A 26172-nucleotide genomic window follows, 5' to 3' on the forward strand; every position below is an offset into this window, starting at 1 on the left:
TGAGCTTATCACGCTCGCTGCACAGCTGAACCGATGCTGCTGACCAGTCACAGTCCACTTTCAGTTGGCTGCTGACCGACGAATTTGGTCATGGTGGCTTCTCCGGCCGCGCTGATCCCTTCGCGGCGAATGACTTTCAGGAGGGTCCTCAAGAGGATGCGGGCGTCCAGTACCGGGGACACGTGATCGACGTACCAGACGTCCAACGTAAATCTGGTCGGCCAGTCGATGGCGTTGCGGCCATTGACCTGCGCCCACCCCGTGATACCGGGCCGCACCTCATGACGCCGGGCCTCAGCCTCGCTGTAAAGGGGCAGGTACTCCATCAACAAGGGGCGCGGCCCCACCAGACTCATGTCTCCTCGCAGGACGTTCCACAGTTCAGGCAGCTCGTCCAGACTGGTCGCCCGCAGCAGACGGCCAAAGGCCGTGAGGCGTTCGGCATCGGGCAGCAGTTGGCCCGCAGCGTCACGCGCGTCGGTCATGGTCCGGAACTTGTACATGGTGAAAGGCAGCCCATTCAGGCCGGGGCGCGTCTGGGCGAACAGCACCGGGCTGCCCAGCCGGGTGCGTACCATCCAGGCCAGCCCCAGCAAAGGCAGCGCCAGCAGGACCAAGCCGCTACCGGCCACCAGAATGTCCGTGCCGCGTTTCCATGGGTGTTGCCGGGCCAGCTGACGCCCTTGCCAGTGATGGGCGTAGAACTCCAGCCACTGCGCTTCAACGTGCACCGGTGAGAAGTTCATGGTCACCCAGCTGCGGCCCTCTTGGCCGTAGGTCGCCGCCAGAGCAGGCTGGTTCAGCAGGGTCAGCAGGGCCTGAGCGAGGGCATCAGGGTCACCTACCGGCACCTGTAAGCCTGTTTTTCCGGGGAGCACCGTGTCCACAGCACCCGTCGCGGTGGTGGTGACGACAGGGAGGCCAGCACTGGCCGCCTCCAGCGCCACCAACCCCAAGCCTTCCCGGTAAGTCGGGAGCGCCAACACCGTCATCAATGCGTAGTAGGGCGCCACTTGGGCCACATGCCCCACCCGTACGATCTGCGGGTGTGTCTCCAAGCGCTCACGGACCTCGGGAGGAAGGGGGTCGGTCGCGTCGTCCCCACCCACCAGCAGCAAATGAGCATCCGGACAGCTTTCCAGAACGGTCTCAAACGCTTTCAGGAGATCCGCCACGCCCTTGTCTTTTACGAGACGGCCCACGAAACCGATAACGGGCACCCCTTCGGGCAGGTTCAGGGCCACCCGCAACCTGCCAAGCTCGGCTGGCTCGGGAGGGGCAACGGCTGCGACGCCACCGGCACTGCCTGATCCCAGAACACTGATACGGTGCTCACCCACGATCCGGTCCTGGATGGCCTGACGGCGAAGACTGGGACTGACAGCCACCACCTGATGGGCGCAGGCACACGTCAGGCGCTCGACCAGCTTCAGCACCGCGCGCTGCCGTCCAGTCGCCGTTTCATACCGGAGACCATGCAGGGTATAGACGCGCAGAGGTACCCGCTGGAGGACTGCCGCAAGACCTACCAACAGGGCCGCTTTGGGAGTGCCGACATTGGTGATCTGCGGCCGGAAGCTGTGCACGGCCCGGTTCGCCTGCGCCAGGGCGCGCAGATCGTGTCGGGGCGCGATCTCCCGCCGCATACGGACCGGCACTGGCGTGACGCCCGAGGCCTCCACCGTCTGCCGCAGGGCCTCAGCAGGCTCCGGGGAGGTCAGCAAGCCCACGGCGTGCCCACGGCGCACCAGGGTCCGCAGTTGTCCAGTCAGAAACGCGGCAGCCGTGATGGGCACCGTGACGGCGTACAGCACCCGCACGGCGCTGGGCAATTCAGGAATCCGGCGGCTCATCCCACGCCCTCAGAGGCGGTCAGGCGCCGGGCAGCTTCCAGGGCTGGGCCGAGGGCCAGACGGGCGTCCAGCAGTTCGGCAGCCGTCAGCGGGCGAGAACGCCGCTCAATCAGCCGATGTTCCCTACGCGCCACCGTCGCCAGGTCATACAGCAGGTCCTTGACCAGCGTGGCGGCGGCGACCTGGACTGCCAGCCCGCGCCACGGAGCCTGACGGCCGACCTGACGCAGCAGGCGCCGCCGCGCGCGCGAGGAGCGACGGTATTTTCCCCGGTAGGGCAAGCCCCGTTCCCGGTAGAACAGCAGGGGTTCAGAGAGATTCATAAACACCGTGTGCGGCTGGGTGCGCCACCACAGCTCATAGTCCTCGGCCCGTTCATAGCAGGCATCGTAGGGGTGCTGGGCCAGCCAGGCGCGGCGCAGCATGACCGAGGGGTGAATTAAAGGAGAGGCGGCCAGAAAACCTGCGGCATCTTCTGGAATCGGCGGAGCCGCCTTGAAGCCGTAAGGCTCGCTCGACTGGTCTATCGCATAAGCGGCGGTTCCTAGCACATCCAGCTCCGGCCGCTGAGCGAACACCTCTACCTGCCGGGCCAGGCGCTCGGGATGCATCAGGTCGTCCGCATCCATCCGCGCGAGCAGCGGAGCCGTAGTCAGGGTCGGCATCTGGTTGAGACGAAAGACCAGACCCCGGTTTTCGCCGTCGTGCCGCACCGTGATCCGGGGATCTGCGGCGGCGAATGCCCGCGCGACCTTGAGAGAGTCGTCCGTGGAGCCGTCATCCAGCACGATCAGCTCCCAATCCGCGAACGTTTGCACTTGCACCGACGCCAGAGCCTGCGCGAGGTACGCCCCGGCATTGAACACCGGAATCACCACACAAAGGGTCGGAGGCGTCACCTCAGCTCTCCTCGTAAAACAGCCTACCGGGCAGACCCGCTGCGCTGTAGGTTCGTGCACCAGCCAAACGCCACGAAAGCTCGAAAGCCAGGCGCCGGGCGGCGCGGGGGCCTTTGTCAGGACCCCAGATGCGCCGCGCTCCTGCCAGGGCCGCCGCGCGGACGGTCTTGATGACGGGTCCCCGGCTGTGCAGGCGGGCCAGGTGGCCGGAGTCCACCACGCGCGGCGCGGGGCGATCCGCCGCCTCTCCAAACTGCTGGAATGCGAAAGCCAGCAGTTCGCGCAAACGGGCATCGTAAGTGTGCTCCGTCGCAGTCCGCTCGAAGCCGGCCCGGGCGATCGTATCCCGCTCTTCAGGATGGGCTAGGTAATGCCTGATCTTGTCGCCGAGGTCATCCAGCGACGTGAAGACGTCGATCTCCTCGCCAATACGGTAATACCGCTCGAGGCCGGCGGCGGGATCGGTCAGCAGGAAGCCGCCCGCCCCCGGAACCTCGAAGGTCCGCGCCTTGATCTGGTTGGCGCCCATGGAGTTAGCGAAGTTCAGACTGATGACCGAGCGCCGCATGATCTCGGGGATGGCACTGGCTTCCACAGGGCCGCTGGGCCACCCATGGCCGAAGCACTCGACGTGAATGCCACGCTGAGCCAGTGCCGCTACCCGTTCTTGACGGTCACCGTGCGCCGCGCCGACGAAACTGACGGCGTATGTGCACTCGGCGGCGGGCAGCGGCGGCTGTAATGTCTGTGCCGCCGCTGCCCACTGAGTCAGCCACACATTGAAGTGGTCGTCGCGGTGATACGCCTCCACCTTGTCCGGGTAAGTCGTGGAGATCGCGTGGTAATGCGGGGCGATGAACCTGGAGAACTGCCAGTACTTCCAGGAATCGTCGGTGGTCCAGTTAATCAATACGGTATCGCCCCGGGCGCGCAGCAGGTCGAGCACTTCGGTCCAGACCTCATAGTGCACTTGGACGGCGAAAATGACTTCCGGCCGTTCGCGCTCAACCACTTCCAGCAACCGGAAGTTCAGCTCGAGAAAATCTGCGTGGGCAGCCTTGTGCCAGGTCTCGAAATGGATGACCTGATGCCCCAGCCGCTCCAGAGCAGGCATGAGGGCGGCATACTCAATACCGGTCCCCAGTTCGGGACGGCCGTACTGAAACTCGCTGAACAGACACAGGATCTTCATGCTGGAACCACTGACGGCTGGGCATAGAGCGCTTCGTACTGGTCGGTGATGGTCTCCCAGGAATGCCGTTCCTGGATTTGCCGCTGCCCAGCCGCACCCAGCTCCCTGCGACGCTCGGAATCACCCAGCAGGGCGCGAATGGTCTGCTCCATCTCCTTGACAGATTCGACGATGACGCCCCCCGCATTCTCGCGGAGGTTGCCCACGTCAAAGGACACCCAGGGAAGTCCTGCGGCCATCGCTTCCAGAATGACAAGGGGCGCCGCTTCCCGGACGGATGTGAGAACGAACAGGTCGGCTTCCCGTAGAGCCGACACGATCTGTGCTCGGGGCATCCTCTCTTGCCAACTGAGGTTCTCGAGCCTACGCTGCGCCTGTCGGCAGCGGTAGTAGCAGCCGCCCTTGACGCCCAGCCGACCCAAATTCCATTTTTCGGCCGGGTAGTGGTTACCGATCCCGACCACCTGCATGTCAGGCATTCGGCGGGCCAGCTCTATCAGACGGTGGTGTCCCTTAGGTGGGGAGTGGTTGGAGACATTAACGAGGAAAGGCCGGTCCTCAAGGCCCCACTTGGTCCGCATCCCTTCAGGCTCCTGCTCGAACTCGCTCAGATCGACTCCATTGGGAATCACCACGGCGTCAAGGCCGATCGACTCGCAAAACGGCTTGTCCTCAAAGGTCTCGGACAGGCATACGACCCGGTCAAAAGCGAAGAACAGTTGGCGCATCTTGTCGTAATAGGGGCGCCAGGCCTCGGTTTGCCAGTCTGGAAGACCGTGAGGCGTGTAAATCTTTCTTCCCGACAATCCGACGATGTCGTCGAGCAACAGGTCCAGCGTCCATGTCCGACCAGCATGGAAATGCCGGACATCCCACTGCTGATCAAACACCAGGGCGCGGTACCTTTCCTGCTCTGCAACGCTACCTGATATCCCCTGCATCCAGTTGCCCCTCAGCTCGAAGGCGTGAACGTGCACGCCGTTAATCACGGTTTCACGGGGCCGACCTGGCGTCCAACTGGTCGCCACATGCACCTCGTGACCGCGCTGGACCAGGCCCTCTGCGAGGCGGCGGGCGACTTCCGATATTCCTGTCCTCTCCGGGAGATAGGAGTGGGCGAGCTTGAGAATACGCATCCGGACGCATTAGAACACGTTCGTCCAAATATAGGCTGAGCATAGACGCCTCTCCTTATTGTGGTTCGAAACTCACAGCGACGCGCAACTGGCTGTTGACCGCCTCCTTCACCAGCGGATTGAGCAGGCGCAGGGACAACTTTTTGCCAGGCGCCAAGTCGAAGAGGAAGGTCCGGGCACCTTTGACTGTGACGGTTGCCTCCGGGTCCTGAGCCAGCCCGGCGACCTGCAACTGCGGCCACTGTCCCCCGGCGGCATTGCCCTTCACGCGCACGCGCACCTGCGCCGCACCACACGTATCCAGGATCAGCGGGGAGGAGCCGAACAGGCGGCCACTGGCACTGGACGGGTTCCAGGCTCCAGACTGCTCGGCGACCCGGCCCGGCAGTGGTCCCGGGCAGGCCTCCGCCCCACGCAGCAGCACCTGAAGAAGCTCCACCGACCTCAATTCCAGGGCATAAGTCTGGTTCAGAAACCCGACGGTCACGCGGGTCGGCTCATTCAGGTCGAACTTCAGCGTCTGCGTGTCCTCGACCACACGGCTCAGCGCAGGCCGGGCATTCAGACTCACGCTTACCACCGGAGGTACCTTCCCCCGACCGACCGAGGTGGCCCGGACCGTCAGAGTGCCTGGTTCGCAAGCCATTAAGCCGAGCGTCGCCGGGAGTGTGAGTACCGTTCCCTCAGGGGTGGGTAGCGTACTTCGTGGATATCGTTCTCCCTGTAGAGCCAAACCTTGCGGCACGCATTGTTGCTGGGCAGGCGGGAGAAATGCCGCAGGAGCGTCGGCCCGCCCGGGGAGCCATACGAGTGCAGTCAAGAGCAGCAGGAACATCAGCAGCGTCAGCAATGTAGGGAAGCGGACTGTCATGGCACTCTCCGAACGGACCACTGGACGGCGGCCAGCGGGCGCAGGCTCCAGGGTGCTGCCGTTCCTGGCAACAGCAGCAGATTCATTCGCTGTGCTGAGGGCACTAGCTGACCTTCAAGCCACACCTCCGCACGGCCCTGACTGACCTCGAAAGCCTGGACCGCCACGGTCTGGCAAAAGGTGCGACAGGTGCGCAGGGCCAGGCGGTAGGGTCCCTGCGCACCCTCAAGCCGGACATACACCCGGTAGGGCGAGTTGGGGACGACAAGTGTGTCGGCATTTAGCGTCACCAGGCGCACGGGCGTCTCCGAGGGTACCCGGAGGGCGGCCAGCAGGGGAAAGCCCATGATGCCCAGTACGCTGGTGCCCCATAGCAAGGGACGCCACGTGAGCGATCCTGGCACGAAGGAATCTGATGTCACTCGGCCCTCCCTGGACAGCACCATCCCGGCGGTGAGCCAAAATACCTCCGCAAAAAATGGACTGGGCAGGAGAGTGGTGTTGTCAAGCAGGCTGCCAATCAGAATAGCCGCGATGAGCGCAGCAGCAGCGGGGTCCCGGCGCCGCACTGTGGCGGCCAGGACGGTACCCCACAGCAGGAGCAATCCTGCCGTTCCGATCACGCCTGACTCGCCCAACTGCTGCAATATCCCGTTGTGGGCGATCAGCCAGGGCTGACCCAGTGCTGAGAGCCACGCCGGGCAGCTGTAACCAGCCTCCGCCAGTGTCGGCCAGAGCGTACAGGTCTGCACCGGATCGGCAAGGGTAGATCCCAGCAGATAGGGACCTACACCTCCCAGGGGAAAATTTTGAATGGTAGTCAAGGTGTTGAGCCAGACGAGATCACGTCCTGTACTGTCCAGGGTCAACAGCCGCGCCATAAATTCGGGACCCTGACCCTGTCCCAAAACAGCGACGCCCAGCACCATGAGAGCTGCCCCCACTGCCAAGGCGGTCAGCCGAGCGCGCCGGGTAGTCAACGACAACAGAAGACCGGCTGCCAGACCAGCGCCCAGCATCAGGAGAGGCCCACGGCTGCCGCTCAGGAGCAGCAGTCCCGCGAATCCCAAGACGCCCAACACCTTCCAAATCCACTTCATCGGCGTGAATAAACTGAGTAGGACGCCCAAGGTCCCCAGAATTCCCAGGGATACCTCGGTCAGGTAGGGGTGAGCCAGACGCGCTGACAGGAGGCCGCCCAGCCGAAACTGCTCCGAGGTGACCAGAGCCGTAAGCCCTACCCCGACACCACCAAACAACACGGGCCACAGGGCACGTCCAGACCCCAGGCGGCTTCCCAGACTCAGCAGTCCGAGCAGCAGCGCAGAGCGAGCCGCTGCCAGAAAGCTGGCCAGCAATGGGTCTGGGGTAAGGAGTGCCGCTACCTGCTGCGTCAGGGCGAACCACCCGAACACCTGCAGCGCGACGGGATGCAGCCCCGCCCAGAACCTCACGCCCGCCAGACCCAGGACACCCAGACCGGGAATGAGGGGAAGTGCCATGAGCCACAGATTGAGAAGACGCTGTCTCAACACTCTGTCCAACCGTCAGCACACCGCATAGCCCGCAAGATACTGTTCTGACAGGCAGAGTTAACGCGCGCAGTCAACGGCCCACAACCGAGGCTCAGGAAGCGGCCCACCGGTAGCGCGCCAGAGCCATCCAGCCCCAGAGCACAAGAAAGGGCGTAGCGCTATAGACCGCGAATTGACCCACGACACTCACACTGAGGTTAATACTGGCACAGACCAGCAACGTCAGGTAGGCTGAGATATAGGCGAGAAAGACGTTACGCCGTGCAGACACAAACACATTGTGTAGAGCTGCAATGAGTGCCCCCACCGCCAGATACACTCCCAAGACGCCAAGCCAGCCGAGATTCACAAAAACCTCGATGGGTGCCGGATATACCTGGTCGCGCGCCCTAAAGTGGCGGTAAATTGAGAAGTTGTAAAGGTAAGATCCGCTCCCCGAACGGAACCGTTCTCCGAGGACCGGAACCGACTCCAAAAGAGACGCCGTCAACGTTGGTGGCGCGTCGTCAAATTCACGGATCGCGTAGGCCCCGAACTGCGGCGCATTGAAATACACCTGCGCTCCTTCAATCGCATTGTCCGCTCTGGACAGGTGCTTGCGGGTCTGGTAGGCGTACTCACCCAGCAGGTACCGCTCTCGCGCCTGCCCCGCATAGAACACGGCGGTCAGTGCAAGCACACCCAAGAGCACGATCTGACTATAACGCAGTCTGGTGTTAAAGAGGGCATATACAGTGAACAGCGCCAGTGAAGGATAGATAATGTTGGCGCGGTTAATGCTAAAGGTCACCGTCACCATCAAGGCGGTGCCCAGAGCCAGCTTCCAGAAAGGAAAGGTCTGCCAGCCCTTAACAGGTCTGCGGCCAAACAGCACCGTCAGGAGTACGACAGGGGCGAGAGCTCTGAAAAAGGTGCTCGCTACTTGAAAGATGTTGGAGCTGCTTGGTGTGGCTACACCTGCTCCGCGTGTACCTGCCAGCACCACCAAGAGCTGATACAGGGCAGCGGGCAGAGCCAGCATTCCCAGCACAATCAACAGCCAGTTAGGCAGTGCCCAGATGCGCTCGTGCCGGGGCACACGGTGCACCACAGTAAAGCCGACGAAGGCGGCTATCATCGCCGAGATATAGACCCCGTGCGCCTGATGGATATAAGGCAGCGTTGGAAGGTTGGGTAGCAGGCCCTGGGAATAACCAGCCCGAGCAACCAGAATGGGAACCACCACAATCTTGAGCGCGAAACTCAGGAGCATCAAGTTGCGCGGACTCAACGTCTGGGTGCGGTTTAAACGCAGCTGCGGCACGTAGATCACTGCACCGACCATCAGCAATATTCCCAGCAGATACAGCAGGTTGCTGGTCAGGGGCAGCGGCGAGGTAAAAAACACGAGGAAGGCAGCGGTCAAGCCGAGCACAAGTGCGGCGGTCGAAGACACCACACCCCCTGGCTTCTTGCGAATGGTTGCTACGCGGGTGCTCGTCACCCGGTCAGTGTAGCTACCCTAACTCCCGCCTGACCCTCTGGCGTCTCACATCCGTTCCGTTGAGGTGAACCAGGCTGAGGCCAGCAGGTACTCTGGACCTATGGACCGTGAACGCAAGGTGACCCGCCTCGTTATTGTGGGTACAGGAGGCCTAGCCCGCGAGCTGCATCAGGTGGTGCAGGATCACAACCGCGAGGCAGGCGATGTGGACCACATTGAATTTCTCGGATGGCTTGACAGCGCTGCGGCCACCCACGGCACAGACGTCCGGGGCGCACCCGTGCTCGGGGATCTGGAGTGGCTGACTGACCACCCGGACGTCGAGGTAGTTGTCGGAATCGGCTCGCCAGCCACGCGCCGCAGGGTGGTCCAACGCGTGCAGACGCTCGGTCCCCGGCGCTTTCGGACACTCATCCATCCCACAGCCGTTATCGGCAGCGGAACGCAGCTAGGCGAAGGCGTGGTGATCTGCGCTCACGTCACCACCACCACTGATTACCAGATCGGCAACCATGTGCTGATTAATATCCAGGCGACGGTGGCCCACGACGACGTGATCGGCGACTACGTGACCGTCGCCCCGGCCGCGATTCTCAGTGGTAACGTAAGCATTGGCGAAGGCGCAGACGTGGGCACCAACGCTACCCTCATTCAGGGCGTGGAAATCGGAGAGTGGAGCATCATCGGCGCCGGTGCCGTGGTCGCCCGGTCCATCCCAGCCAATTGCACGGCCGTTGGCCTGCCTGCCAAACCCATCAAACACCGGGAGCCTGGCTGGCACCTATGATATCCGATTGGCCCAGATCACTGACGCGCAGGTCCTGCCTTGAGCAGGAGACCTGTCGCGCCGCCGGGAGGCCTGTACACTCGCGACCCTCAATCATGGCATGGCTCTCAACACTTCCCCATCGCCCCACAGTTCATACGGTCCGAGCGCAGCTGGCAACAGCACGGTTTCAAACGGCCTGAGCACGGCGTGTTCAGTGGCCGTGGCCACACGCACCTCCCCGGAAACTACCGTCAGGCAATGGCACCGCTCACCCATGGTGTCGGCCCTGAGGGGAGTCGCCTCTACCGTCAGGCGCTGTAGGGTGAAGTAAGCGCACTGCACCACTTCCTGAATCTTCTCGCCCGGGTGCGGCGGGGCAAACAAAGCCTGGCCTGGCCTCGCAACCTCCGCACTCTCCGCGAGATGCAGCTTGCGGCCTGCGCTGACAGGCCTGTCCCAGTCGTACACTCGGTAGGTGATGTCACTGGTCTGCTGCACCTCGTAGATCAGCAGGCCCGGTCCTAGGGCGTGGATGGTGCCTGCTGGGACAAGCAAGCTGTCTCCCGCGTTGATGGGACGGCGCTGCACCAGAGTCGACACCTCCCCCGCCAGAATGACCTCCCTCAGGAGTTGCTCGGAAACCCCCTGCTGCACGCCCGCAACCAACTCAGCCCCTGGCGCCGCCTCCAGGACATACCAGGCTTCGGTCTTGCCATTCTCTGCAGGGCCAGCCAGGCGTCGGGCCTGCTCGTCGTCTGGATGCACCTGAACGCTCAACCACTCCTGGCAGTCCAGAAGCTTGATCAGCAGGGGGAAGCGGGACCCTCTCACAGCGTTCCCCAGCAGCTCATTAGGGAATTCAGCGGCCAGAGTCGCTAGGGTCATCCCCCGGGCTGGTCCCTCCTGCACCTCCTGATCCTCGTGAATCAGCCAGGCTTCCCCAACCGGCGCCGCCTCAGGGGTCGAGGTGAGCCGGTGGCCACCCCAGACGCGCTCCTTGAAGACTGGGGCCAGACGCAGGGGCAACCAGCGAGCCGATGATTCGACCACCGGAGCCTGCTCATCTCTCATACGAATTTTTCCAGCTCCGGAAAGCTCTTGAGCTGGCTCACAACCTTCTTAATGTCCTGCGTCCGGTCTTTGCGCACCACCAGGGTAACGTCCCCGGCTCGCACGACCACCACGTCTTCCAGACCGATTGTCGCGATCAGGTCATCGCCGCCCGTCGTGTAGAGGATGGCGCCCCCCGTATCCAGGCCAATGTGCCGTCCCACAGCAACGTTATCCCCATCGCCCTTCAGCAGTCGCTCGAGGGCATTCCAGTCTCCCAGATCATCCCAACCCAGATCGGCTGGAATCACGGCCACGTTGTTGGCACGCTCCAGAATCGCGTAGTCCACACTGATTCGCGGCAGACCAGGGTAGATCCGGCGTAACCCCCCACGCACCTGTGCCGCCTCGGCCATGGGGCCATACAGCTCGGGCACGAACGTTTTGTAAGCTTCCAGGATCACCTGGACTCGCCACACGAACATCCCGCTGTTCCAGAGATAGCGCCCGGTCGCCAGAAACTCTGCCGCCGTCTCAGCGTCCGGTTTCTCGGTAAAGCGGCGAACGGCGTACATCTTTCCCGCCGTCTCAGGGAATATCTCCCCACGTTCGATATATCCATAACCTGTGGCAGGAAACTGCGGGGCAATGCCCAGAGTCACGAGGTGGTCTTGGGCCGCAGCATGCTGGACGGCCTGGGCAAGGACCCCAGTGAACGCTGCTTGATCCTGGATGCGGTGGTCGGCAGGAAATACACCCATCACGGCCAGGGGGTCCTCACGGGCGATGGTCAAGGCTGCATACAGAATGGCTGCTGCCGTGTCACGCGGGACTGGCTCCACCAGGAGGTTTTCCAGGGGAAGCTCAGGCAGATGCTCCAACACTTGAGTTCGGTGATCACTGGCCGTGACCACCATCAGCCGTTCCTGATCTCCACAAGTTTCGGTCAGCCGGTCAGCTGTGGCTTGCAAGAGACTGCGGCCACCATCATCGAGGGTAAGGAACTGCTTGGGCTTCCGCTTGCGCGAGAGGGGCCAGAAGCGTTCGCCACTCCCCCCCGCCAGAATCACTGGATAGAACATCGCTCTGCACTCCTTCGTCAGGGTCTGCGTCGCAGCAAGACCGTGAATTGGACCAGTCTAGCGGCCTGAGTCAGAAATGATCACTCAACATCGGACCGGCGGGGACGCGCGCCACGATCGACAACGGTCCGTTACTCTGGCGCGGATGAAGCTGACTTTCGGAACAGACGGCTGGCGTGACGTGATCGCCGAAGGATTCACGGTAGCCAATGTTCGGCGCGTCGCCCAGGCCCATGCCAGCACCATATTGGCTTCTGGAGGACAGCATGTTCTGGTGGCCCACGATACCCGGTTTCTGGGTGAGCGTTTCGCCCGTGCTGCTGCCGACACCCTGCAAAATGTGGGCCTGAATGTCACCCTGCTGGGCACGGTGCCTACTCCGGCGCTCTCGTGGGCGGTACGGGACTTGCGTGCGGCTGGGGGCATTATGATCACAGCCAGCCACAATCCATCTCCTTACCAGGGATACAAGCTCAAGGGTCCCTATGGTGGCGGCGCTACCCCTGCCCTCGTGGCTCAGGTCCAAGCGCAGATGGATGTTCCCGTTGAGGCCCGTCAACCCGGACGACAGGACGCCGCCGATATCCGTCTTCCTTATCTGCACGCCTTGGGACGGCTCATTGATCCCGCAGCCTTGCGCCGTGCTGCCCTGCCCCTGTACCACGATGCCATGCATGGCGCCGCAGGCGGGTGGCTCCGGAGCTTCGCGGACATACACAACTTGCAAGTTCCCGTACATGAGCTGCGGGCCATTCCTGACCCGCTCTTTGGCGGCGTCAATCCCGAACCCATCCCCAGCAACCTTGAGGTGACCCGAAGGGCCATGCAAGACGCTGCCAGACCCACCTTCGCCATGGTGACCGATGGCGACGCCGACCGCATCGGTGCCGTTCTCGCTGGTGGACAGTACTTCAACAGCCACCAGATCTTTGCCGTTCTTCTTCATCATCTCGCTCGCCGCGGCCTTCGCGGACGAGTAGTAAAGACCGTTTCGACCAGTGGCATTATTGACCGGCTTGCGGCTCTGCACGGCCTGGAGGTGGTGCAAACACCTGTTGGATTCAAATACATCACCGAGGCATTCCTGGCTGGTGAGTCAGATCCGGCACAAAGGGTCCTGATCGGCGGCGAAGAGTCTGGAGGCATTGGGATTCAGGGCCACGTCCCTGAACGCGACGGGCTGCTCAACGGCTTGCTTCTACAGGAGGCGGTGGCCGTGACAGGCATGGGGTTGGATGATCAGTTTGCCGAGATTGAGCGGCTCACGGGCTGGTCGCACCATTATGATCGGCTCGATTTGCACCTTCCCGGTGAGCTTGACCGCCTTAGCTTGCTGGAGGATGCAGGACAACAGCGGCGCCTTCTGAATCACGTGATTGAAGAGGTCGTGACTCTTGACGGCGTGAAACTAAGTTTTCCCGGAGGATTTGCCATGATTCGTCCTTCCGGTACAGAACCCGTTGTGCGCCTTTACGTTGAGGCCCCCAGTCCGTCGGACGTTGCTCTCCTCCTTGATAAGCTCCGTGTCCTGACCTTGAAGCATACTCGAGATAATTTTCCTAAAAACTGACGGAAATTTAGCCCTGCAGAACCCTATTTGAGGCCCATTCCAGGATCTCAGAAGTCATTCCGGAAATCATCACGTTCGTGGGAAGGTCGGCTGGCAGCCTGAAGGGATGCGGTTGATGACGAGTTTGACTGACGAGCATTGGGTCCTCCTCGCTCCCCCTAAAAAGCCGCCCCGCCACAAACATCTGCGGCGGGGCGATAAAGAATTGCTGGAAGATCGAGCGCACGATTGCTTGGTTGCAATTCTTCCGCTGCGGTCGAACCTGTGACGAGCGCAAAGCCGGGAACTTCTTGGGCATCGTCCAGCTCCCCTGCATCCTCAGCCTGCTTCGCCAAATTTCCGGATGAACTCTAGGCCCGACCCAGACCCTCGCCCAGCGGCCGCTCCTCGATACCTTGAGGGATGAGGCCCCCCTACTGATGGGCAAGCGCACCCTTGCCCGCGCCGTTGGTCCTCAAGTTGGGCCGAGTTCAGGCTTGGCGGCCTCAGACAAGGCCAGGGATGTGGCGGCCCCACCGCTAGCGCTGACCCGTGCCCAGGCCCAGTCGCCGGTCCGGGTGCTCAGTCCCCGCCGTGGTTGAACGTCGCGGTGCACCCTCCGTCCACCGTGACGATGGACCCGGTCATAAAGGAACTGCTGCCCGACGAGAGGAACACGACGGCCTGCGCGATCTCGCTGGCGTAGGCCTGCCGCCCCAGGGGCTGGCGCGCGGCGCTCGCCTCGCGCTGGGCGTTGGCCGCCCGCGACGCCTCGGGGGGCAAGCTGGCCCGGCGCCCCCCCATGTCGGTATCCACGTAGCCGGGGCACACGGCGTTGACCCGCACGCCGCGCGGGCCATAGTCCACGGCGAGCTGCCGGGTCAGGTTCACGAGGCCGCCCTTGGAGGCGCAGTAGGCGGGCGCCTGCGGAGCGCCGATCAAGCCGTAGGTGGACGCGACGTTCACGATGACCCCCGATCCGCTGCGCATCAGGTGGGGCAACGCTTCCCTGGCGCACAGGAAGGGGCCGCGCAGGTTCACCGCCAGGACGCGGTCCCAGACGGCGAGGTCGAGGTCGTGGGCAGGCGCGTTGTCGCCGCCGATCCCGGCGTTGTTGACGAGCACGTCGAGCCTTCCGAAGCGGCCGACCGCCGTCCCGATCAGGGCACGAACCTGGGCCGGGTCGGCCACGTCGCAGGGGACAAAGGCCGCCTCACCGTCGGCGGCGGTGATCTGCGCCACCGTGGCTTCGGCACCGTCCCGCTGCACGTCCGCGACGACGACGCGCGCGCCCTCGGCGGCGGCGGCGAGGGCGATGGCGCGGCCGATGCCGCCGGCCCCTCCGGTCACCAGCAGAACGCGGCCCATCAGGCGCCCGGCCGTGGGCAGCGCGGGCAGGCGGGGTCGAGGTGAGGTCATGCCGGGCACTGTACCGCCTGACCTGGACCGCCTGCCCTGGCCAGTCGGGGCGCGGTTTCTCGGCGCCCCCTTGCACCCCACGTGACTGACTGTTATGCTATTTCATAACAACCACAACACGCCGCAACACGAGGGTCCACGGTCCGCATCCCTGGAGGTGCCCGTATGAATCGATTTGCCCGTACCACGCTCGCTGTCGGTGCCCTGTTCACCCTCACCCACGCCCTGGGCGTCACGCGGGGCGGTGAACTTGTCTACGGCCGGTATGCGGACTCTCTGTTTCTCGATCCTGTGCTCAACGACGCCAACGTCGACATCTGGATCCTCACCAACCTGTACGACACGCTGCTTCAGCCCACTGCCGACGGCAAGGGCGTGCAGCCGGGCCTCGCGTCTGCCTACACGGTCGCTCCCGGCGGCAAGAGCCTGCGGCTCACCCTGCGGCCCGGGCTGCGCTTCGCCGACGGCAGCCCCCTCACCGCGCAGGACGTCAAGTGGTCGCTCGACCGGGCGCGCAAGCCCGACAACGGCGCCTGGAGCGGCTCGCTGGCCTCCATCAGTTCCATCGCCACCAGCGGCAACACGGTCACGCTGACCCTCAAGCAGCCTGACCCGACGCTCCCGGCGGCCCTGGCCACCTTCAACGCCGCGATCATGCCGCAGAAGCTGTTTAATGCCGCGCGGGGCAGCACCGACGCCGCCAAGGCCCGCGCCTTTGCCGAGAAACCCATCGGCTCGGGGCCGTTCGTGCTGAGTTCCTGGAAGAAGGGGTCGGTGATGGTCCTCAAGCGCAACCCCTACTACTGGAAGAAGGGGTCGGACGGCAAGGCGCTGCCGTACCTGAACTCGATCCGCTTCGAGATCATCCCCGACGACAACACCCGCATCCTGAAGTTGCAGGCGGGCGAACTGCACGGGGCCGAGTTCATCCCCTTCAGCCGGGTGGCCGAACTCAAGGCGAATCCGAAGCTCAACGTGCAGCTGTTTCCCTCCACCAAGGTGAACACGGTCCTGATGAACAACCGCCCGAGGCTCAAGGACGGCACGGCCAATCCCCTCAGCGACGTGCGGGTCCGGCAGGCGCTCAACTACGCGACCAACAAAGAAGCGCTGGTGCAGCTGGTCACCTTCGGCAACGGCAAGCCGATGCGGTCGTTCATGTCCGAGACCACGCCGCTGTTCGCGCCGCAGACGGGCTACCCGTACGACCTGGCAAAGGCCAAGCAGCTGCTGGCCGACGCGGGCTTCCCCAGCGGCTTCGAGGTCACCAGCCTCGCCACCAGCGGCCAGGCCGACGACCTCGCGCTGCTCACGGCCTTGCAGCAGATGTGGGCGGCGGCGGGCGTGAGGCTCAAGATCGAGCAGCTCGACAACGCCACCAAGACCGCCCGCTACCGCGCGGCCGACTTCCAGATGCGGACGGCCGCCTGGACCAACGACATCAACGATCCCAGCCAGATCACCAGCTATTTCGCGATCTACGACAACATCCAGTCGCTGTACACCGGCTACAAGAGCGCCGAGATCGACCGCCTCTTCGCGCAGAGCCAGCAGGAGACCAACGCGGCGCGGCGGGCCGGGCAGTACAACCAGATTCAGGGCATCTACATGAAGGCCGCGCCCATCGTGTTCCTGTACGAGACGCCGTACCCGGTCGCGCTGTCGAGGAACGTGCGGGGCTTCGTGCAGATCCCGCTGGGCAACAACCTCTTTGCCGCCACCTCTCTGGAGAAGTAACCCACCTGACGGGGGCCGCGTCCACCCCGGCCGGTGGAGGACGCGGCCCCCCGTCTCTGGAGGAAGGTCATGCGCGCCACGTACGTTCTCAAGCGGCTCCTTCAAATCGTGCCCACTTTCATCGCGGTGCTGATTCTGGTCTTTTTGCTGGTGCGGCTGCTGCCCGGCGACCCGGCGAGCGCCATCCTGGGCGACCGCGCGACGCCGGAAATCATCGCGCGCACCAAGCGGGAACTGGGCCTCGACCAGCCGCTGCCGGTGCAGTTCGGCATCTTCGTGGGGCAGGTGCTGCGCGGCGACCTGGGCGAGAGCACCAGCCTGAAGGTGCCGGTCTTGCGCCTGATCGCCGAGCGCCTGCCGGTGACGCTCTTTCTCGCGGTCTACGCCTCCATCATCGGCGTGCTGCTGGCCGTGCCGCTGGCGATCCTCGCCGCCGTCCGGCGCAACACCTGGGTGGACAGCCTGATCCGGGGCGTCTTTCAGGTCGCCCTCTCGCTGCCAGTGTTCTACATCGCGCTGCAACTGCTCACGCTGCTGGGCGCGAAGCTCGCCTGGTTTCCCATCGGGGGCTACGGCGACACCTTCGGGGACCACCTCTACCACCTCTTTCTTCCCGCCCTCACGCTGGGCTTCAACCTGGCGGCGATTCTGGTGCGGACCCTGCGCAATTCCATCCTGGAGGTCCTGACGGCGGAATACGTGGAGTTCGCCCGCTCCAAGGGCCTGCGGTCGCGGGTGGTGATGGTGCGCCACGTGCTGCGCAACGCCCTGATCTCCACCGTGACCCTGCTGGGCCTCAACATCGGCGCGCTGATCGGCGGCGCCGTCATCACCGAGTCGGTCTTCGCGATTCCCGGGGTGGGGCGGCTGATGATCGACGCGATCTTCGGGCGCGACTACCCGGTTATCCAGGGCCTCACGCTGGTGTTCGCGGTGCTGGTGTCGCTGGTCTTCCTGCTGACCGACCTGGTCCACGCCCGCCTCGACCCGCGTGTGGAGCACGTGTGAAGGGGCCGCACCCTCAGCCTGGAAGGAGGCCGCAGTGACGACCACCCTGCCCGCCGCGCCTGCCGCCGCCCCGCGCCGGACGCGCCGTCGTCCCAAACCCACCCTGGTCCTGGGACTGCTGCTGCTGGTGCCCATCCTGATCGCGACGTTCTTCCCGGGCCGCCTCGCGCCCTTCAGCCCCACCGACTTCGACTACGGCGCCATCTTGCAGGCGCCCAGCGCCCGGCATCCCTTCGGCACGGACAATTTCGGCCGGGACGTGTTCAGCCGGATCGTGTACGGCACCCGTATCGACATGCAGATCGCGCTGCTGACCACCCTCTTTCCCTTCGTGTTCGGCACGCTGCTGGGGGCGCTGACCGGCTTTCTCGGCCGCTGGCCGGACGCCCTGGTGGGCCGGGTCGCGGACCTGGTGGTGGTCTTTCCCTTCCTGGTCCTCGTGATCGCCATCGTCGCGGTGCTGGGGCCGGGCCTCACGAACATGTACATCGCCGTGAGCGCGGTGGGCTGGGTCGCGTACTGGCGCCTGGTGCGCGGGGAGGTGCTGGTGCAAAAGGAGAGGGAATACGCGCAGGCCGCGCGGGTGCTGGGCTTCAGCCCTTCGCGGGTGCTGCTGCGGCACATCCTGCCCAACGCGGTGACCCCCGCCGTCGTCTACCTGATGACCGACATGAGCCTGGGCATCCTGCTGGGGGCCTCGCTGGGGTACCTGGGGCTGGGCGCGCAGCCCCCCACCCCCGAGTGGGGCGTGATGGTGGCGGACGGCAAGAACTTCATGGTGACCGCGTGGTGGATCTCGGGCTTTCCCGGCCTGGCGCTCACCCTGGCGGGGGTCACCTTCAGCCTGATCGGTGACGGCCTGGCCGACGCCCTGAGGCCCCGCGCATGACCGCCCTTCCCTCCCCCCTCCTGAGCGTGCGGGACCTCAACGTGCGCATTCCGACCCCCCGGGGCGAACTGCACGCGGTGCGCGGCGTGGACCTCGACCTCCAGCCGGGCGAGGTGCTGGGCCTGGTCGGCGAGAGCGGCAGCGGCAAGAGCGTGACCCTGCGGGCGCTGGTGGGGCTGCACCGCAAACCCATCCGGGTGACGGGCGAGGTCCACTACGGCGGGCAGAATCTGGTGGGGCTGCCCGAGGCCCGGCTGCGGGGCGTGCGCGGCGCGCAGATCGGCATGATCTTTCAGGAACCCATGACGGCCCTCAATCCGGTGCTGACCATCGGGGAGCAGATCCGCGAGAACCTGCTGGAGCACCGGGGGCTGCGGGGCCGCCCCGCCGACGAGCGGGCGGCGGACCTGCTCGACCTCGTCGGGATTCCGGGTGCCCGCACCCGGCTGGGGGACTATCCGCACCAGTTTTCCGGCGGGATGCGCCAGCGCGCGATGATCGCCATCGCCCTGGCGTCCGAGCCGCGCGTCCTGCTGGCCGACGAGCCGACCACCGCCCTGGACGTGACCATTCAGGACCAGATTCTGCGGCTGATCCTGCGGCTGCGAGGAGAGCTGGGCATGAGCGTCATCCTGGTGACGCACGACCTCGGGGTGGTGGCGCAGACCTGCGACCGGGTCGCCGTGATGTACGCGGGGCGGCTGGTGGAGACGGCGGACGTGCCGGGGCTGTTCCGGCAGCCCCGGCACGCCTATACCCTCGGCCTGATGCGCAGCCTGCCCGACGTGGGCGCGCACCGCCGTCCCCTCCAGCCTATCCCCGGCGCGCCCCCGGACCTGCGCGAGATCCCGCAGGCGTGCGCCTTTACCCCCCGCTGCGCCTTCCGCACCCAGGCCTGCCTCGGCGCGGAGCCGCCGCTCATGCCTATCGGCGGGGGCCGGGCGACGGCCTGCGTGCATCACGCCGAGTTGCCCGGCGTGGGAGAGGGGGCCGCATGACGCTGGTGACACCGGCCGCCGAGCCGCTGCTGGACGTGCGCGGCCTCACCAAGACCTTTCCCGTGCGGCAGGGCCTGCTGGAGCGCTGGCAGGGTCAGCCCGCCCGGGCCGTGCGGGCGCTGACGGACGTGGACCTGAGCGTGGAGCGCGGCGAGACGCTGGGGCTGGTCGGCGAGAGCGGCTGCGGGAAATCCACCCTGGCCCGCTGCCTGGTGCGGCTGCACCCCGCCGACCGGGGCAGCGTGCGCTACGCCGGGCAGGAGGTGCTGCGGCTCCAGGGTGACGCCCTGCGGCAGTATCACCGCCGGGTGCAGATGATCTTTCAGGACCCCTTCTCCTCGCTCAACCCCCGCATGACGGTCGGTCAGACGCTGCGGGAGGTGCTCACCGTGCACCGCCTGCGGCCCCGGGCGCAGCAGGACGGGCGGGTCCGCGAGCTGCTGAACCTGGTGGGCCTTCCGGCCGAGGCGGCGGGCCGTCTGCCGCACGAGTTCAGCGGCGGGCAGCGTCAGCGCATCGGCATCGCCCGCGCGCTGGCCCTGGAACCCGAGTGCCTGGTGGCGGACGAGCTGGTGAGCGCGCTGGACGTCAGCGTGCAGGCGCAGGTCGTGAACCTACTGCTGGAACTTCAGGAGAAGCTGCACCTGACCGTCCTGTTCGTGGCCCACGACCTGCGCCTGGTGCGCCACCTGTCGCACCGGGTGGCGGTGATGTACCTCGGGCGGGTCGTGGAGGTCGCGCGGACCGGGGACCTGTTCGACCGGCCCGCGCATCCCTACACCCAGGCACTGATGGCCGCCGCCCCGCACCTCGAACCCGGGCAGCGGGTGGACGCGCCCGCCCTCACGGGCGAACTGCCCAGCCCGCTCAACGTGCCCAGCGGCTGCCCCTTCCGCACCCGCTGCCCGCACGCCTTCGACCGCTGCGTGACGGAGCGGCCGGAACTCGCCGAGATCCGCCCCCAGCAGCAGGTCGCGTGTCACCTGTACGATCCGGTCGAGCAGGCCGCCCGCCCACCTGCCGGGGGGGGCTGATGCGGGCCGAGGTGGACCCGGCCGCCCTCCCCTTCACGGTCGACCGGAGCCTCAGCGTGCCGCTGGGGGTGCAGCTGCGCGGCCAGATCGAGTACGGCATCGCCTGCGGGGAGCTGCCGCCCGGCGCGCGGCTGCCCAGCGTCCGCGATCTGGTGGCGCAGACGGGGATCGCGCACGTGACGGTCGCGCAGGTGTACAAGGACCTGGCCGCGCGCGGCCTCATCGTCACGGCGGCGGGCCGGGGCACCTTCGTGGCCGACCCCAGCCCCCACCGCCCGGCGCGGGACATCGCGGCGCTGCGCGGCCCCCTGGGCGAGGTGCTGCGGCAAGCCGCGCGCGAGGGCATCGAACCGGGGCAGGTGGTCAGCCTCTTGCAGGCGATGATCGCGCGCGGGCACACGCCGCAGGGCGTGGGAGTGCGGGTCGTGCTGGTCGGCGTGCTGGACGTCGCCACCCGGGCCTACGCCGACGAGCTTCAGAGCCTGCTTCGCCCGGAAGACCGCGTGCAGGCCTGCACCTTCACGCAACTCGCCCAGCCGGCGCTCGCCGGGGAAGTGCGGGGCGCGGACCTCGTCCTGACTCTCGGGCACCGGCTGGCCGAGGCGCGGGCGCTGCTGCCGGGCCTGGACATCCTGCCGGTGCGCGTCACGGTGTCCTCCGGGACCCGTGCCCAGCTGGCCGCCCTCGCGCCGGACACGCGCCTGGCCGTCGTCGCCACCTTCGGCGACTTTCTGCCGACGTTCCTGGCGGGCGTCCACCGCTTCGCGCCGCAGGTCTCCGAGGTGCGCGCCGCCCACCTCGCCGATCAGGACCTGCCCGAGCTGCTGCGGTGGTGCGGCGCCGCCGTGTACGCCAGCGGCGCGGAGGGCATCGTCACGGCCCTGAGGCCCGGCACCTTCGCCCTCGAGTACCGCCACGCCATCGACCGGCCCGACGTGGAGCGCACCCTCCTGCCGGTGATCGAGCAGCAGCGCGCCCTGCTGCGCGAAAGGAACCGCCATGAAGATTGAAGCGATGACCTGGATGCAGGTCGAGGCCTACCTCCAGCACGACGACCGCTGCGTCCTGCCGCTGGGCAGCACCGAGCAGCACGGCTACCTGAGCCTGGCGGTGGACAACATCCTGCCCGAGCGGCTCGCCGAGGAGGTGGCCGGGCCGCTGGGCGTGCCGGTCTTTCCCACGCTCAACTACGGCGTCACGCCCTACTTCCGCGCCTATCCGGGCAGCGTGACCCTGCGGGTGCAGACGTACCTGAGCGTGATCCGGGACGTGCTGGACAGCCTGTACGAGCAGGGCTTCCGGCGCATCCTGCTGGTGAACGGCCACGGGGGAAACTCGCCCGCCCAGGGCTTCGCGGGCGAGTGGTCGGCGGACCATCCCGGCGCGCAGGTGCTGTTCCACAACTGGTGGAACGCGCCCCGCACCTGGCAGGAGGTGCAGCGCATCGACCCGGTCGCGTCGCACGCCTCCTGGATGGAGAACTTTCCCTGGACCCGCCTGCCCGGCGTGGAGCTGCCACAGATGCAAAAGCCCATGACCGACCTGGACCGGCTGCGGCTGTTGTCCCCCGCGCAGCTGCGGCAGACCCTGGGCGACGGCAACTATGGGGGCCTGTACCAGCGCAGCGACGAGGACATGCTCGCGCTGTGGGCGGTGGCCGTGGGAGAGACGACCGAGCTTCTGGAGCGCGGGTGGGCACTGGCAACGCCTGACCCGGCGGGCGGGCAGACGTGAGGGTGCTGGTGTGGGGCGCCGGGGCCATCGGCGGCACGGTCGGGGCCTTCCTGGTGCGGGCGGGGCACGACGTGACCTTCGTGGACTGCGCCGCCGACCACGTGCGCCGGATTCGCGGGAGCGGCCTGCACGTCGAAGGTCCCATCGACACCTTCACGGTGCAGGCCCCGGCCTTCACGCCCGACGAGGTCACGGGCCAGTGGCCGCAGGTGCTGCTGTGCACCAAGGCGCAGGACACCTCGGCGGCGGCGGCGCAATTGGCCCCCCACGTCACCCCGGACGGCGGCGTGGTGTCCGTGCAGAACGGCCTGAATCCGCTGGTGCTCAACGCCACCTTCGGGGAGGACCGGGTGCTGGGGAGCTTCGTCAACTTCGGGGCGGACTACCTGCGGCCCGGCGTAGTTCACTACGCGGGGCGCGGCGCGGTGGTGATCGGGGAGCAGGACGGGCGGCTCTCGGCCCGCGCACGGGAGCTTCACGCGCTGCTGCGCGACTTCGACCCGGACGCGGTGCTCAGCGGGAACGTGTTCGGGTACCTGTGGAGCAAGCTCGGCTACGGCGCCCTGCTGTTCGCCACCGCCGTCACGAACGATTCCATCGCGGACGCCCTCGCGCGGCCGGAGGACCGGGCGCTGTACGTCGCCCTGGGCCGGGAGGTGCTGGGGGTCGCCGCCGCGCACGGGGTCACGCCCGAGGCGTTCAACGGCTTCGACCCGGCCGCCTTCCTGCCCGGAGCGAGCGACGACGCGGCGAACCGGAGCCTGGACGACCTGGTGGCCTTCAATCGCCGGAGTGCCAAGACCCACAGCGGGATCTGGCGCGACCTCGCGGTGCGCAAACGCCGCACGGAGGTGGATGCCCAGCTCGGCTGGGTGGTCCACTTTGGCCGCGAGCACGGGCGGCCCACGCCCCTCACGGCCCGCCTCGTCGAGCTGATCCACGATCTGGAGGGCGGAGCGCGCGAACTGGGCCGCGCCAATCTCGCGGAACTCCACGCGGCGATGCCAGCCGCCGCGCCGACCCCGTGACGGCCGTGGTGGACGCCCTGCGCGCCCTGCTCCCGGCGGGCGACCTCACGTGTGCCCTGAGCGACGCCCTGGGCCGGGGCGGGGCGCTGGACGGCACCTTCCGGCCCGTCTGGCCCGGAGCCTGCTGCGCCGGGGAAGCGGTCACCGTCCGCACCTTCGGCACGGACCTCAGCCCGGTGTTCGGGGCGATTGAGGTAGCCGAACCGGGAAGTGTGGTGGTGATCGACTCGCATGGCATCGGGGGCGCGGCCTTCTGGGGCGAGCGCACCACCCGCGCCGCCCTGGCCCGTGACCTCGCCGGGGCCGTGATCGACGGGGGGTGCCGGGACGTCACGGCGGTCCGGCGGCTGGGCTTCCCCGTCTTCAGCACGGCCGTCGTCCCCAACGCCGGACTGCCGGGCGGGCGCGGCGCCGTCAACGTCCCCATCCAGGCTGGGGGCATTCCTGTTTCGCCGGGCGACCTCGTCGTCGCGGACGAGAACGGGGTCGTGATCGTGCCGCGCGACTTCGCGGCCAGCACGCTCGAGCGGGTCCGGGTTCTGCTCGCCGAGGAGCAACAGGCGTTCGTTCAGGCGGACCGGGGCGTGGCCGTGCCGCCGGACGCCACAGAAGAAGGGAGGCCCCGGAGTGAATGACTTTCAGCACCGCTCGGCCGAGATCAACGACCTGCTGTGCATCCTCAACCTGCTGGCCTGGGACGCCCGCACCCAGATGCCGGCGGGCGGCAGCCCGACCCGGGCGCAGCAGACCGCCACCCTCAGCGGCCTCGCGCAACGGCAGCTGCTCGACCCGGCGTATGAGCGGGCCGCCGAGGCCGCGCTGAGCACCGCCGAACCCGGCAGCGTCGCCGCCCGCGCGGCGGAACAGGCCCTCGGCGCCGTCCGTGCCCTGCGGCGCGTGCCGGAGGACCTCACCCGCGACCTCGCCCTCACGAAGAGCGCGGCGCAGGACGCCTGGGTGGAGGCGCGGGCGCGCGGCGACTTCGGGCACTTCGCCCCGCACCTCACGCGGATGGTGGACCTCACGCGCCGACTGGCAGACGCACTGGGTCACCGCGAGCACCCCTACGACGCGCTGCTCGGCCTGTACGAACCCGGCCTCACGACCCGGACGCTGGGGGAGCTGTTCTCCCAGTTGCGCCCGCACCACCTGTCGCTGCTACGTGACGTGCAGGCCCGGCCCCAGCCCCGCCTCGACTTTCTGGCGCGCGACTACGGCGTGGCCGAACAGGAGGTGCTCGCACTGGAGCTGGCGCAGGCCACCGGCTACGACCTGGCGCGGGGACGGCTCGACGCGTCCGCGCATCCCTTTGAGATCAGCTTCACGCGCGAGGACGTGCGCATCACCACCCGCTACCGGCCGGATTTCCTGCCCGGGGCACTGTTCGGTGTCCTGCACGAGGCGGGGCACGCCATGTACGAGCAGGGGGTCTCGCCCGAGCTGACCCGCAGCGTCCTCACGTCGGACCTGCTGGGCCTGTACGCCGTGGGCGGCGCGAGCTACGGCACGCACGAGAGCCAGTCGCGGCTGTGGGAAAACCGGGTGGGCCGCTCACGCGCCTTCTGGGACCGGCACTTCCCCCGGGCGCAGGCGCTGTTTCCCTCGCAGCTCGCGGACGTGACCGCCGAGGAGTTCTGGCGGGCGGTGAACCGGGTTCAGCCCAGCCTGATCCGGGTGGAGGCCGACGAACTCACCTACGACCTGCACATCATGCTGCGGGTGGACCTCGAGACGGCCCTGATTGCCGGGGACCTGACGGTGCCCGAGCTGCCAGAAGCGTGGAACGCGCGCATGGAGGCCGACCTGGGCCTGAAGGTCCCGGACGACGCGCGCGGGGTGTTGCAGGACATCCACTGGTCCGCCGGGCTGTTCGGCTCCTTCCCGACCTACACGGTGGGCAACGTGATGGCCGCGCAGTTTTTCGAGGCGGCCCAGGCGGCGCTGCCGGACCTCGGCGCTTCGCTGGCCCGGGGGGAGTACGGCCCGCTGCGCACGTGGCTGACCGAACAGATCTACCGGCATGGCCGGACCTACACCCCGCACGAACTTCTCGAACGCACGACGGGGCGCGGCCTGGACCCGGCGCCCTACCTGGCCTACCTCAGCGGCAAATACCGTGACCTGTACGGTCTCACGGCAAAGGAGACAGCATGACCCAGCACGCGGGCAGTCTGGCAGGCAAGGTCGCGGTCGTGACGGGCGCGAGCAGCGGCATCGGCGAGGCGACCGCGCTCGCCCTCGCGGCGCAGGGGGCGGGGGTGGTGCTGGTCGCGCGCCGGGAAGACCGTCTCCAGGCGCTCGCGGGGCAGGTGCGGAGCGCCGGGGGACGGGCCGAGGTGGTGGCCGCCGACATCGCCCACGAGGACCAGGCCCGGCTCGCCGTGGAGCGGGCCGCGGCCGCCTTCGGGCGAGTGGACATCCTGGTGAACAACGCCGGGCTGATGCTGCTCGGCCCAGTCACCGGGGCCGACACGACCGACTGGCGGCGCATGATCGAGGTGAACCTGCTGGGGCTGATGTACGCCACGCACGCGGCCCTGCCCCACATGCGCGCTGGGGGCGGCGGGCACATCGTGAACATCTCCTCGGTGTCGGGACGGGGCGCGAGTCCAACTTCTGCCGGGTACAGCGCCTCCAAATGGGGCGTCGGCGGCTTCAGCGAGGGTCTGCGGCAGGAAGTGCGGCTCGACCGCATCCGCGTCACGGTGATCGAACCCGGCGTGGTGGCGACCGAACTCACCGACCACATCACCCACCAGGAGACCAGGGCGGCCTACGAGGGCCGCATCGCCCAGATGACCCCGCTGGAATCCGGGGACATCGCCGCCGCCGTCGTGTACGCCGTGACGCAGCCCGAGCGGGTCAACGTCAACGAGATCCTGATCCGGCCCCTCGACCAGGGGTAG

23 protein-coding genes and 1 pseudogene are annotated in these 26172 nt (G+C 66.7%); 14 read left to right on the top strand and 10 right to left on the bottom strand.

Annotated elements, in window-relative coordinates; all coding sequences use genetic code 11:
- Positions 1 to 47: 47 nt before the first annotated feature.
- The 7 genes from HNQ09_RS19170 to HNQ09_RS11080 all read right to left on the bottom strand — a co-directional run bounded on the left by HNQ09_RS19170 (position 48) and on the right by HNQ09_RS11080 (position 8969).
- Positions 48 to 1853 (bottom strand): sugar transferase, encoded by a 1806-nt coding sequence (locus tag HNQ09_RS19170; protein ID WP_184029102.1) that lies wholly within the window; start codon positions 1851 to 1853, stop codon positions 48 to 50.
- Positions 1850 to 2752, bottom strand: coding sequence for a glycosyltransferase (locus tag HNQ09_RS11055; RefSeq protein WP_184029104.1), 903 nt, complete (start codon positions 2750 to 2752; stop codon positions 1850 to 1852). Before HNQ09_RS11055 ends, HNQ09_RS19170 begins: the two co-directional genes overlap by 4 nt.
- Position 2753: 1 nt before the next feature.
- Positions 2754 to 3944 carry a CgeB family protein gene (locus HNQ09_RS11060; RefSeq protein ID WP_184029106.1) on the bottom strand — a complete coding sequence of 397 codons (1191 nt, stop codon included), beginning with the start codon at positions 3942 to 3944 and terminating at the stop codon, positions 2754 to 2756.
- Positions 3941 to 5080: a glycosyltransferase family 4 protein gene (locus tag HNQ09_RS11065; RefSeq protein WP_184029107.1), complete on the bottom strand. Its 1140-nt coding sequence runs from the start codon at positions 5078 to 5080 to the stop codon at positions 3941 to 3943. Before HNQ09_RS11065 ends, HNQ09_RS11060 begins: the two co-directional genes overlap by 4 nt.
- A 55-nt stretch (positions 5081 to 5135) precedes the next feature.
- A complete protein-coding gene (locus tag HNQ09_RS11070) occupies positions 5136 to 5651 on the bottom strand; it encodes a hypothetical protein (RefSeq protein ID WP_184029109.1) in 516 nt (171 codons plus the stop codon).
- A gap of 296 nt (positions 5652 to 5947) precedes the next feature.
- Positions 5948 to 7453: an O-antigen ligase family protein gene (locus HNQ09_RS11075; protein WP_184029112.1), complete on the bottom strand. Its 1506-nt coding sequence runs from the start codon at positions 7451 to 7453 to the stop codon at positions 5948 to 5950.
- A 124-nt stretch (positions 7454 to 7577) separates the two neighbouring features.
- Positions 7578 to 8969 (bottom strand): hypothetical protein, encoded by a 1392-nt coding sequence (locus HNQ09_RS11080; protein WP_184029115.1) that lies wholly within the window; start codon positions 8967 to 8969, stop codon positions 7578 to 7580.
- Between the two features lie 100 nt (positions 8970 to 9069).
- Between HNQ09_RS11080 and HNQ09_RS11085 the strand changes: the two genes are divergently transcribed.
- Entirely contained in the window at positions 9070 to 9756 is a 687-nt protein-coding gene (locus HNQ09_RS11085) for an acetyltransferase (RefSeq protein ID WP_184029118.1), read from the top strand.
- A gap of 93 nt (positions 9757 to 9849) precedes the next feature.
- On the opposite strand, the gene HNQ09_RS11090 is transcribed toward HNQ09_RS11085, so the two are convergent.
- Both HNQ09_RS11090 and HNQ09_RS11095 read right to left on the bottom strand, forming a co-directional pair.
- On the bottom strand, positions 9850 to 10809 hold the full coding sequence (locus HNQ09_RS11090) for a type I phosphomannose isomerase catalytic subunit (protein ID WP_184029121.1): 960 nt from the start codon (positions 10807 to 10809) through the stop codon (positions 9850 to 9852).
- Entirely contained in the window at positions 10806 to 11870 is a 1065-nt protein-coding gene (locus HNQ09_RS11095) for a mannose-1-phosphate guanylyltransferase (protein ID WP_184029124.1), read from the bottom strand. The genes HNQ09_RS11090 and HNQ09_RS11095 overlap by 4 nt, the downstream gene beginning before the upstream one ends.
- A 145-nt stretch (positions 11871 to 12015) precedes the next feature.
- Here HNQ09_RS11095 and HNQ09_RS11100 point away from each other — a divergent pair, with 145 nt between their 5' ends.
- The gene (locus HNQ09_RS11100; RefSeq protein WP_184029126.1) at positions 12016 to 13440 is read left to right on the top strand and encodes a phosphohexomutase domain-containing protein; all 1425 of its coding nucleotides are present in this window, start codon (positions 12016 to 12018) and stop codon (positions 13438 to 13440) included.
- Between the two features lie 209 nt (positions 13441 to 13649).
- Positions 13650 to 13787 (top strand): annotated as a pseudogene (locus HNQ09_RS18940) (IS5-like element ISDds9 family transposase); the annotation flags it as partial.
- A gap of 214 nt (positions 13788 to 14001) precedes the next feature.
- Here the strand turns inward: HNQ09_RS18940 and HNQ09_RS11110 are convergent.
- Positions 14002 to 14838, bottom strand: a complete 837-nt coding sequence (locus HNQ09_RS11110; protein ID WP_184029130.1) for an SDR family NAD(P)-dependent oxidoreductase — start codon at positions 14836 to 14838, stop codon at positions 14002 to 14004.
- Positions 14839 to 15003: 165 nt separating this feature from the next.
- Between HNQ09_RS11110 and HNQ09_RS11115 the strand changes: the two genes are divergently transcribed.
- From HNQ09_RS11115 to HNQ09_RS11165, 11 genes are all read left to right on the top strand, one after another.
- On the top strand, positions 15004 to 16575 hold the full coding sequence (locus HNQ09_RS11115; protein ID WP_184029132.1) for an ABC transporter substrate-binding protein: 1572 nt from the start codon (positions 15004 to 15006) through the stop codon (positions 16573 to 16575).
- A gap of 69 nt (positions 16576 to 16644) precedes the next feature.
- Entirely contained in the window at positions 16645 to 17583 is a 939-nt protein-coding gene (locus HNQ09_RS11120) for an ABC transporter permease (RefSeq protein ID WP_184029135.1), read from the top strand.
- 34 nt (positions 17584 to 17617) lie between these two features.
- Complete coding sequence (locus HNQ09_RS11125; RefSeq protein ID WP_184029137.1) at positions 17618 to 18472, top strand: ABC transporter permease subunit; 855 nt, start codon at positions 17618 to 17620, stop codon at positions 18470 to 18472.
- On the top strand, positions 18469 to 19470 hold the full coding sequence (locus HNQ09_RS11130) for an ABC transporter ATP-binding protein (protein ID WP_184029139.1): 1002 nt from the start codon (positions 18469 to 18471) through the stop codon (positions 19468 to 19470). The genes HNQ09_RS11125 and HNQ09_RS11130 overlap by 4 nt, the downstream gene beginning before the upstream one ends.
- Positions 19467 to 20504 carry an ABC transporter ATP-binding protein gene (locus HNQ09_RS11135; RefSeq protein WP_184029141.1) on the top strand — a complete coding sequence of 346 codons (1038 nt, stop codon included), beginning with the start codon at positions 19467 to 19469 and terminating at the stop codon, positions 20502 to 20504. The genes HNQ09_RS11130 and HNQ09_RS11135 overlap by 4 nt, the downstream gene beginning before the upstream one ends.
- Positions 20504 to 21514: a GntR family transcriptional regulator gene (locus tag HNQ09_RS11140; RefSeq protein ID WP_221269753.1), complete on the top strand. Its 1011-nt coding sequence runs from the start codon at positions 20504 to 20506 to the stop codon at positions 21512 to 21514. Before HNQ09_RS11135 ends, HNQ09_RS11140 begins: the two co-directional genes overlap by 1 nt.
- Positions 21504 to 22238: a creatininase family protein gene (locus HNQ09_RS11145; protein WP_184029143.1), complete on the top strand. Its 735-nt coding sequence runs from the start codon at positions 21504 to 21506 to the stop codon at positions 22236 to 22238. The genes HNQ09_RS11140 and HNQ09_RS11145 overlap by 11 nt, the downstream gene beginning before the upstream one ends.
- The gene (locus tag HNQ09_RS11150) at positions 22235 to 23266 is read left to right on the top strand and encodes a 2-dehydropantoate 2-reductase (protein ID WP_184029145.1); all 1032 of its coding nucleotides are present in this window, start codon (positions 22235 to 22237) and stop codon (positions 23264 to 23266) included. The genes HNQ09_RS11145 and HNQ09_RS11150 overlap by 4 nt, the downstream gene beginning before the upstream one ends.
- Positions 23263 to 23901, top strand: a complete 639-nt coding sequence (locus HNQ09_RS11155; RefSeq protein WP_184029147.1) for an RraA family protein — start codon at positions 23263 to 23265, stop codon at positions 23899 to 23901. The genes HNQ09_RS11150 and HNQ09_RS11155 overlap by 4 nt, the downstream gene beginning before the upstream one ends.
- Positions 23894 to 25420 (top strand): gluzincin family metallopeptidase, encoded by a 1527-nt coding sequence (locus HNQ09_RS11160; RefSeq protein ID WP_184029149.1) that lies wholly within the window; start codon positions 23894 to 23896, stop codon positions 25418 to 25420. Before HNQ09_RS11155 ends, HNQ09_RS11160 begins: the two co-directional genes overlap by 8 nt.
- A complete protein-coding gene (locus tag HNQ09_RS11165; RefSeq protein ID WP_184029150.1) occupies positions 25417 to 26172 on the top strand; it encodes an SDR family oxidoreductase in 756 nt (251 codons plus the stop codon). Before HNQ09_RS11160 ends, HNQ09_RS11165 begins: the two co-directional genes overlap by 4 nt.

This window comes from Deinococcus budaensis, assembly GCF_014201885.1.
Classification (GTDB): Bacteria; Deinococcota; Deinococci; order Deinococcales; family Deinococcaceae; genus Deinococcus; species Deinococcus budaensis.

Excerpts from the sequence above, each read along its gene's own strand:
- HNQ09_RS11165 (WP_184029150.1), top strand. The coding sequence starts at position 25,417 with ATGACCCAGCACGCGGGCAGTCTGGCAGGCAAGGTCGCGGTCGTGACG.
- HNQ09_RS11090 (WP_184029121.1), bottom strand. The coding sequence starts at position 10,809 with ATGAGAGATGAGCAGGCTCCGGTGGTCGAATCATCGGCTCGCTGGTTG.
- HNQ09_RS11075 (WP_184029112.1), bottom strand. The coding sequence starts at position 7,453 with ATGGCACTTCCCCTCATTCCCGGTCTGGGTGTCCTGGGTCTGGCGGGC.
- HNQ09_RS19170 (WP_184029102.1), bottom strand. The coding sequence starts at position 1,853 with ATGAGCCGCCGGATTCCTGAATTGCCCAGCGCCGTGCGGGTGCTGTAC.
- HNQ09_RS11095 (WP_184029124.1), bottom strand. The coding sequence starts at position 11,870 with ATGTTCTATCCAGTGATTCTGGCGGGGGGGAGTGGCGAACGCTTCTGG.
- HNQ09_RS11065 (WP_184029107.1), bottom strand. The coding sequence starts at position 5,080 with ATGCGTATTCTCAAGCTCGCCCACTCCTATCTCCCGGAGAGGACAGGA.
- HNQ09_RS11110 (WP_184029130.1), bottom strand. The coding sequence starts at position 14,838 with ATGACCTCACCTCGACCCCGCCTGCCCGCGCTGCCCACGGCCGGGCGC.
- HNQ09_RS11120 (WP_184029135.1), top strand. The coding sequence starts at position 16,645 with ATGCGCGCCACGTACGTTCTCAAGCGGCTCCTTCAAATCGTGCCCACT.
- HNQ09_RS11135 (WP_184029141.1), top strand. The coding sequence starts at position 19,467 with ATGACGCTGGTGACACCGGCCGCCGAGCCGCTGCTGGACGTGCGCGGC.
- HNQ09_RS11145 (WP_184029143.1), top strand. The coding sequence starts at position 21,504 with ATGAAGATTGAAGCGATGACCTGGATGCAGGTCGAGGCCTACCTCCAG.
- HNQ09_RS11100 (WP_184029126.1), top strand. The coding sequence starts at position 12,016 with ATGAAGCTGACTTTCGGAACAGACGGCTGGCGTGACGTGATCGCCGAA.
- HNQ09_RS11060 (WP_184029106.1), bottom strand. The coding sequence starts at position 3,944 with ATGAAGATCCTGTGTCTGTTCAGCGAGTTTCAGTACGGCCGTCCCGAA.
- HNQ09_RS11130 (WP_184029139.1), top strand. The coding sequence starts at position 18,469 with ATGACCGCCCTTCCCTCCCCCCTCCTGAGCGTGCGGGACCTCAACGTG.
- HNQ09_RS11085 (WP_184029118.1), top strand. The coding sequence starts at position 9,070 with ATGGACCGTGAACGCAAGGTGACCCGCCTCGTTATTGTGGGTACAGGA.
- HNQ09_RS11140 (WP_221269753.1), top strand. The coding sequence starts at position 20,504 with ATGCGGGCCGAGGTGGACCCGGCCGCCCTCCCCTTCACGGTCGACCGG.
- HNQ09_RS11115 (WP_184029132.1), top strand. The coding sequence starts at position 15,004 with ATGAATCGATTTGCCCGTACCACGCTCGCTGTCGGTGCCCTGTTCACC.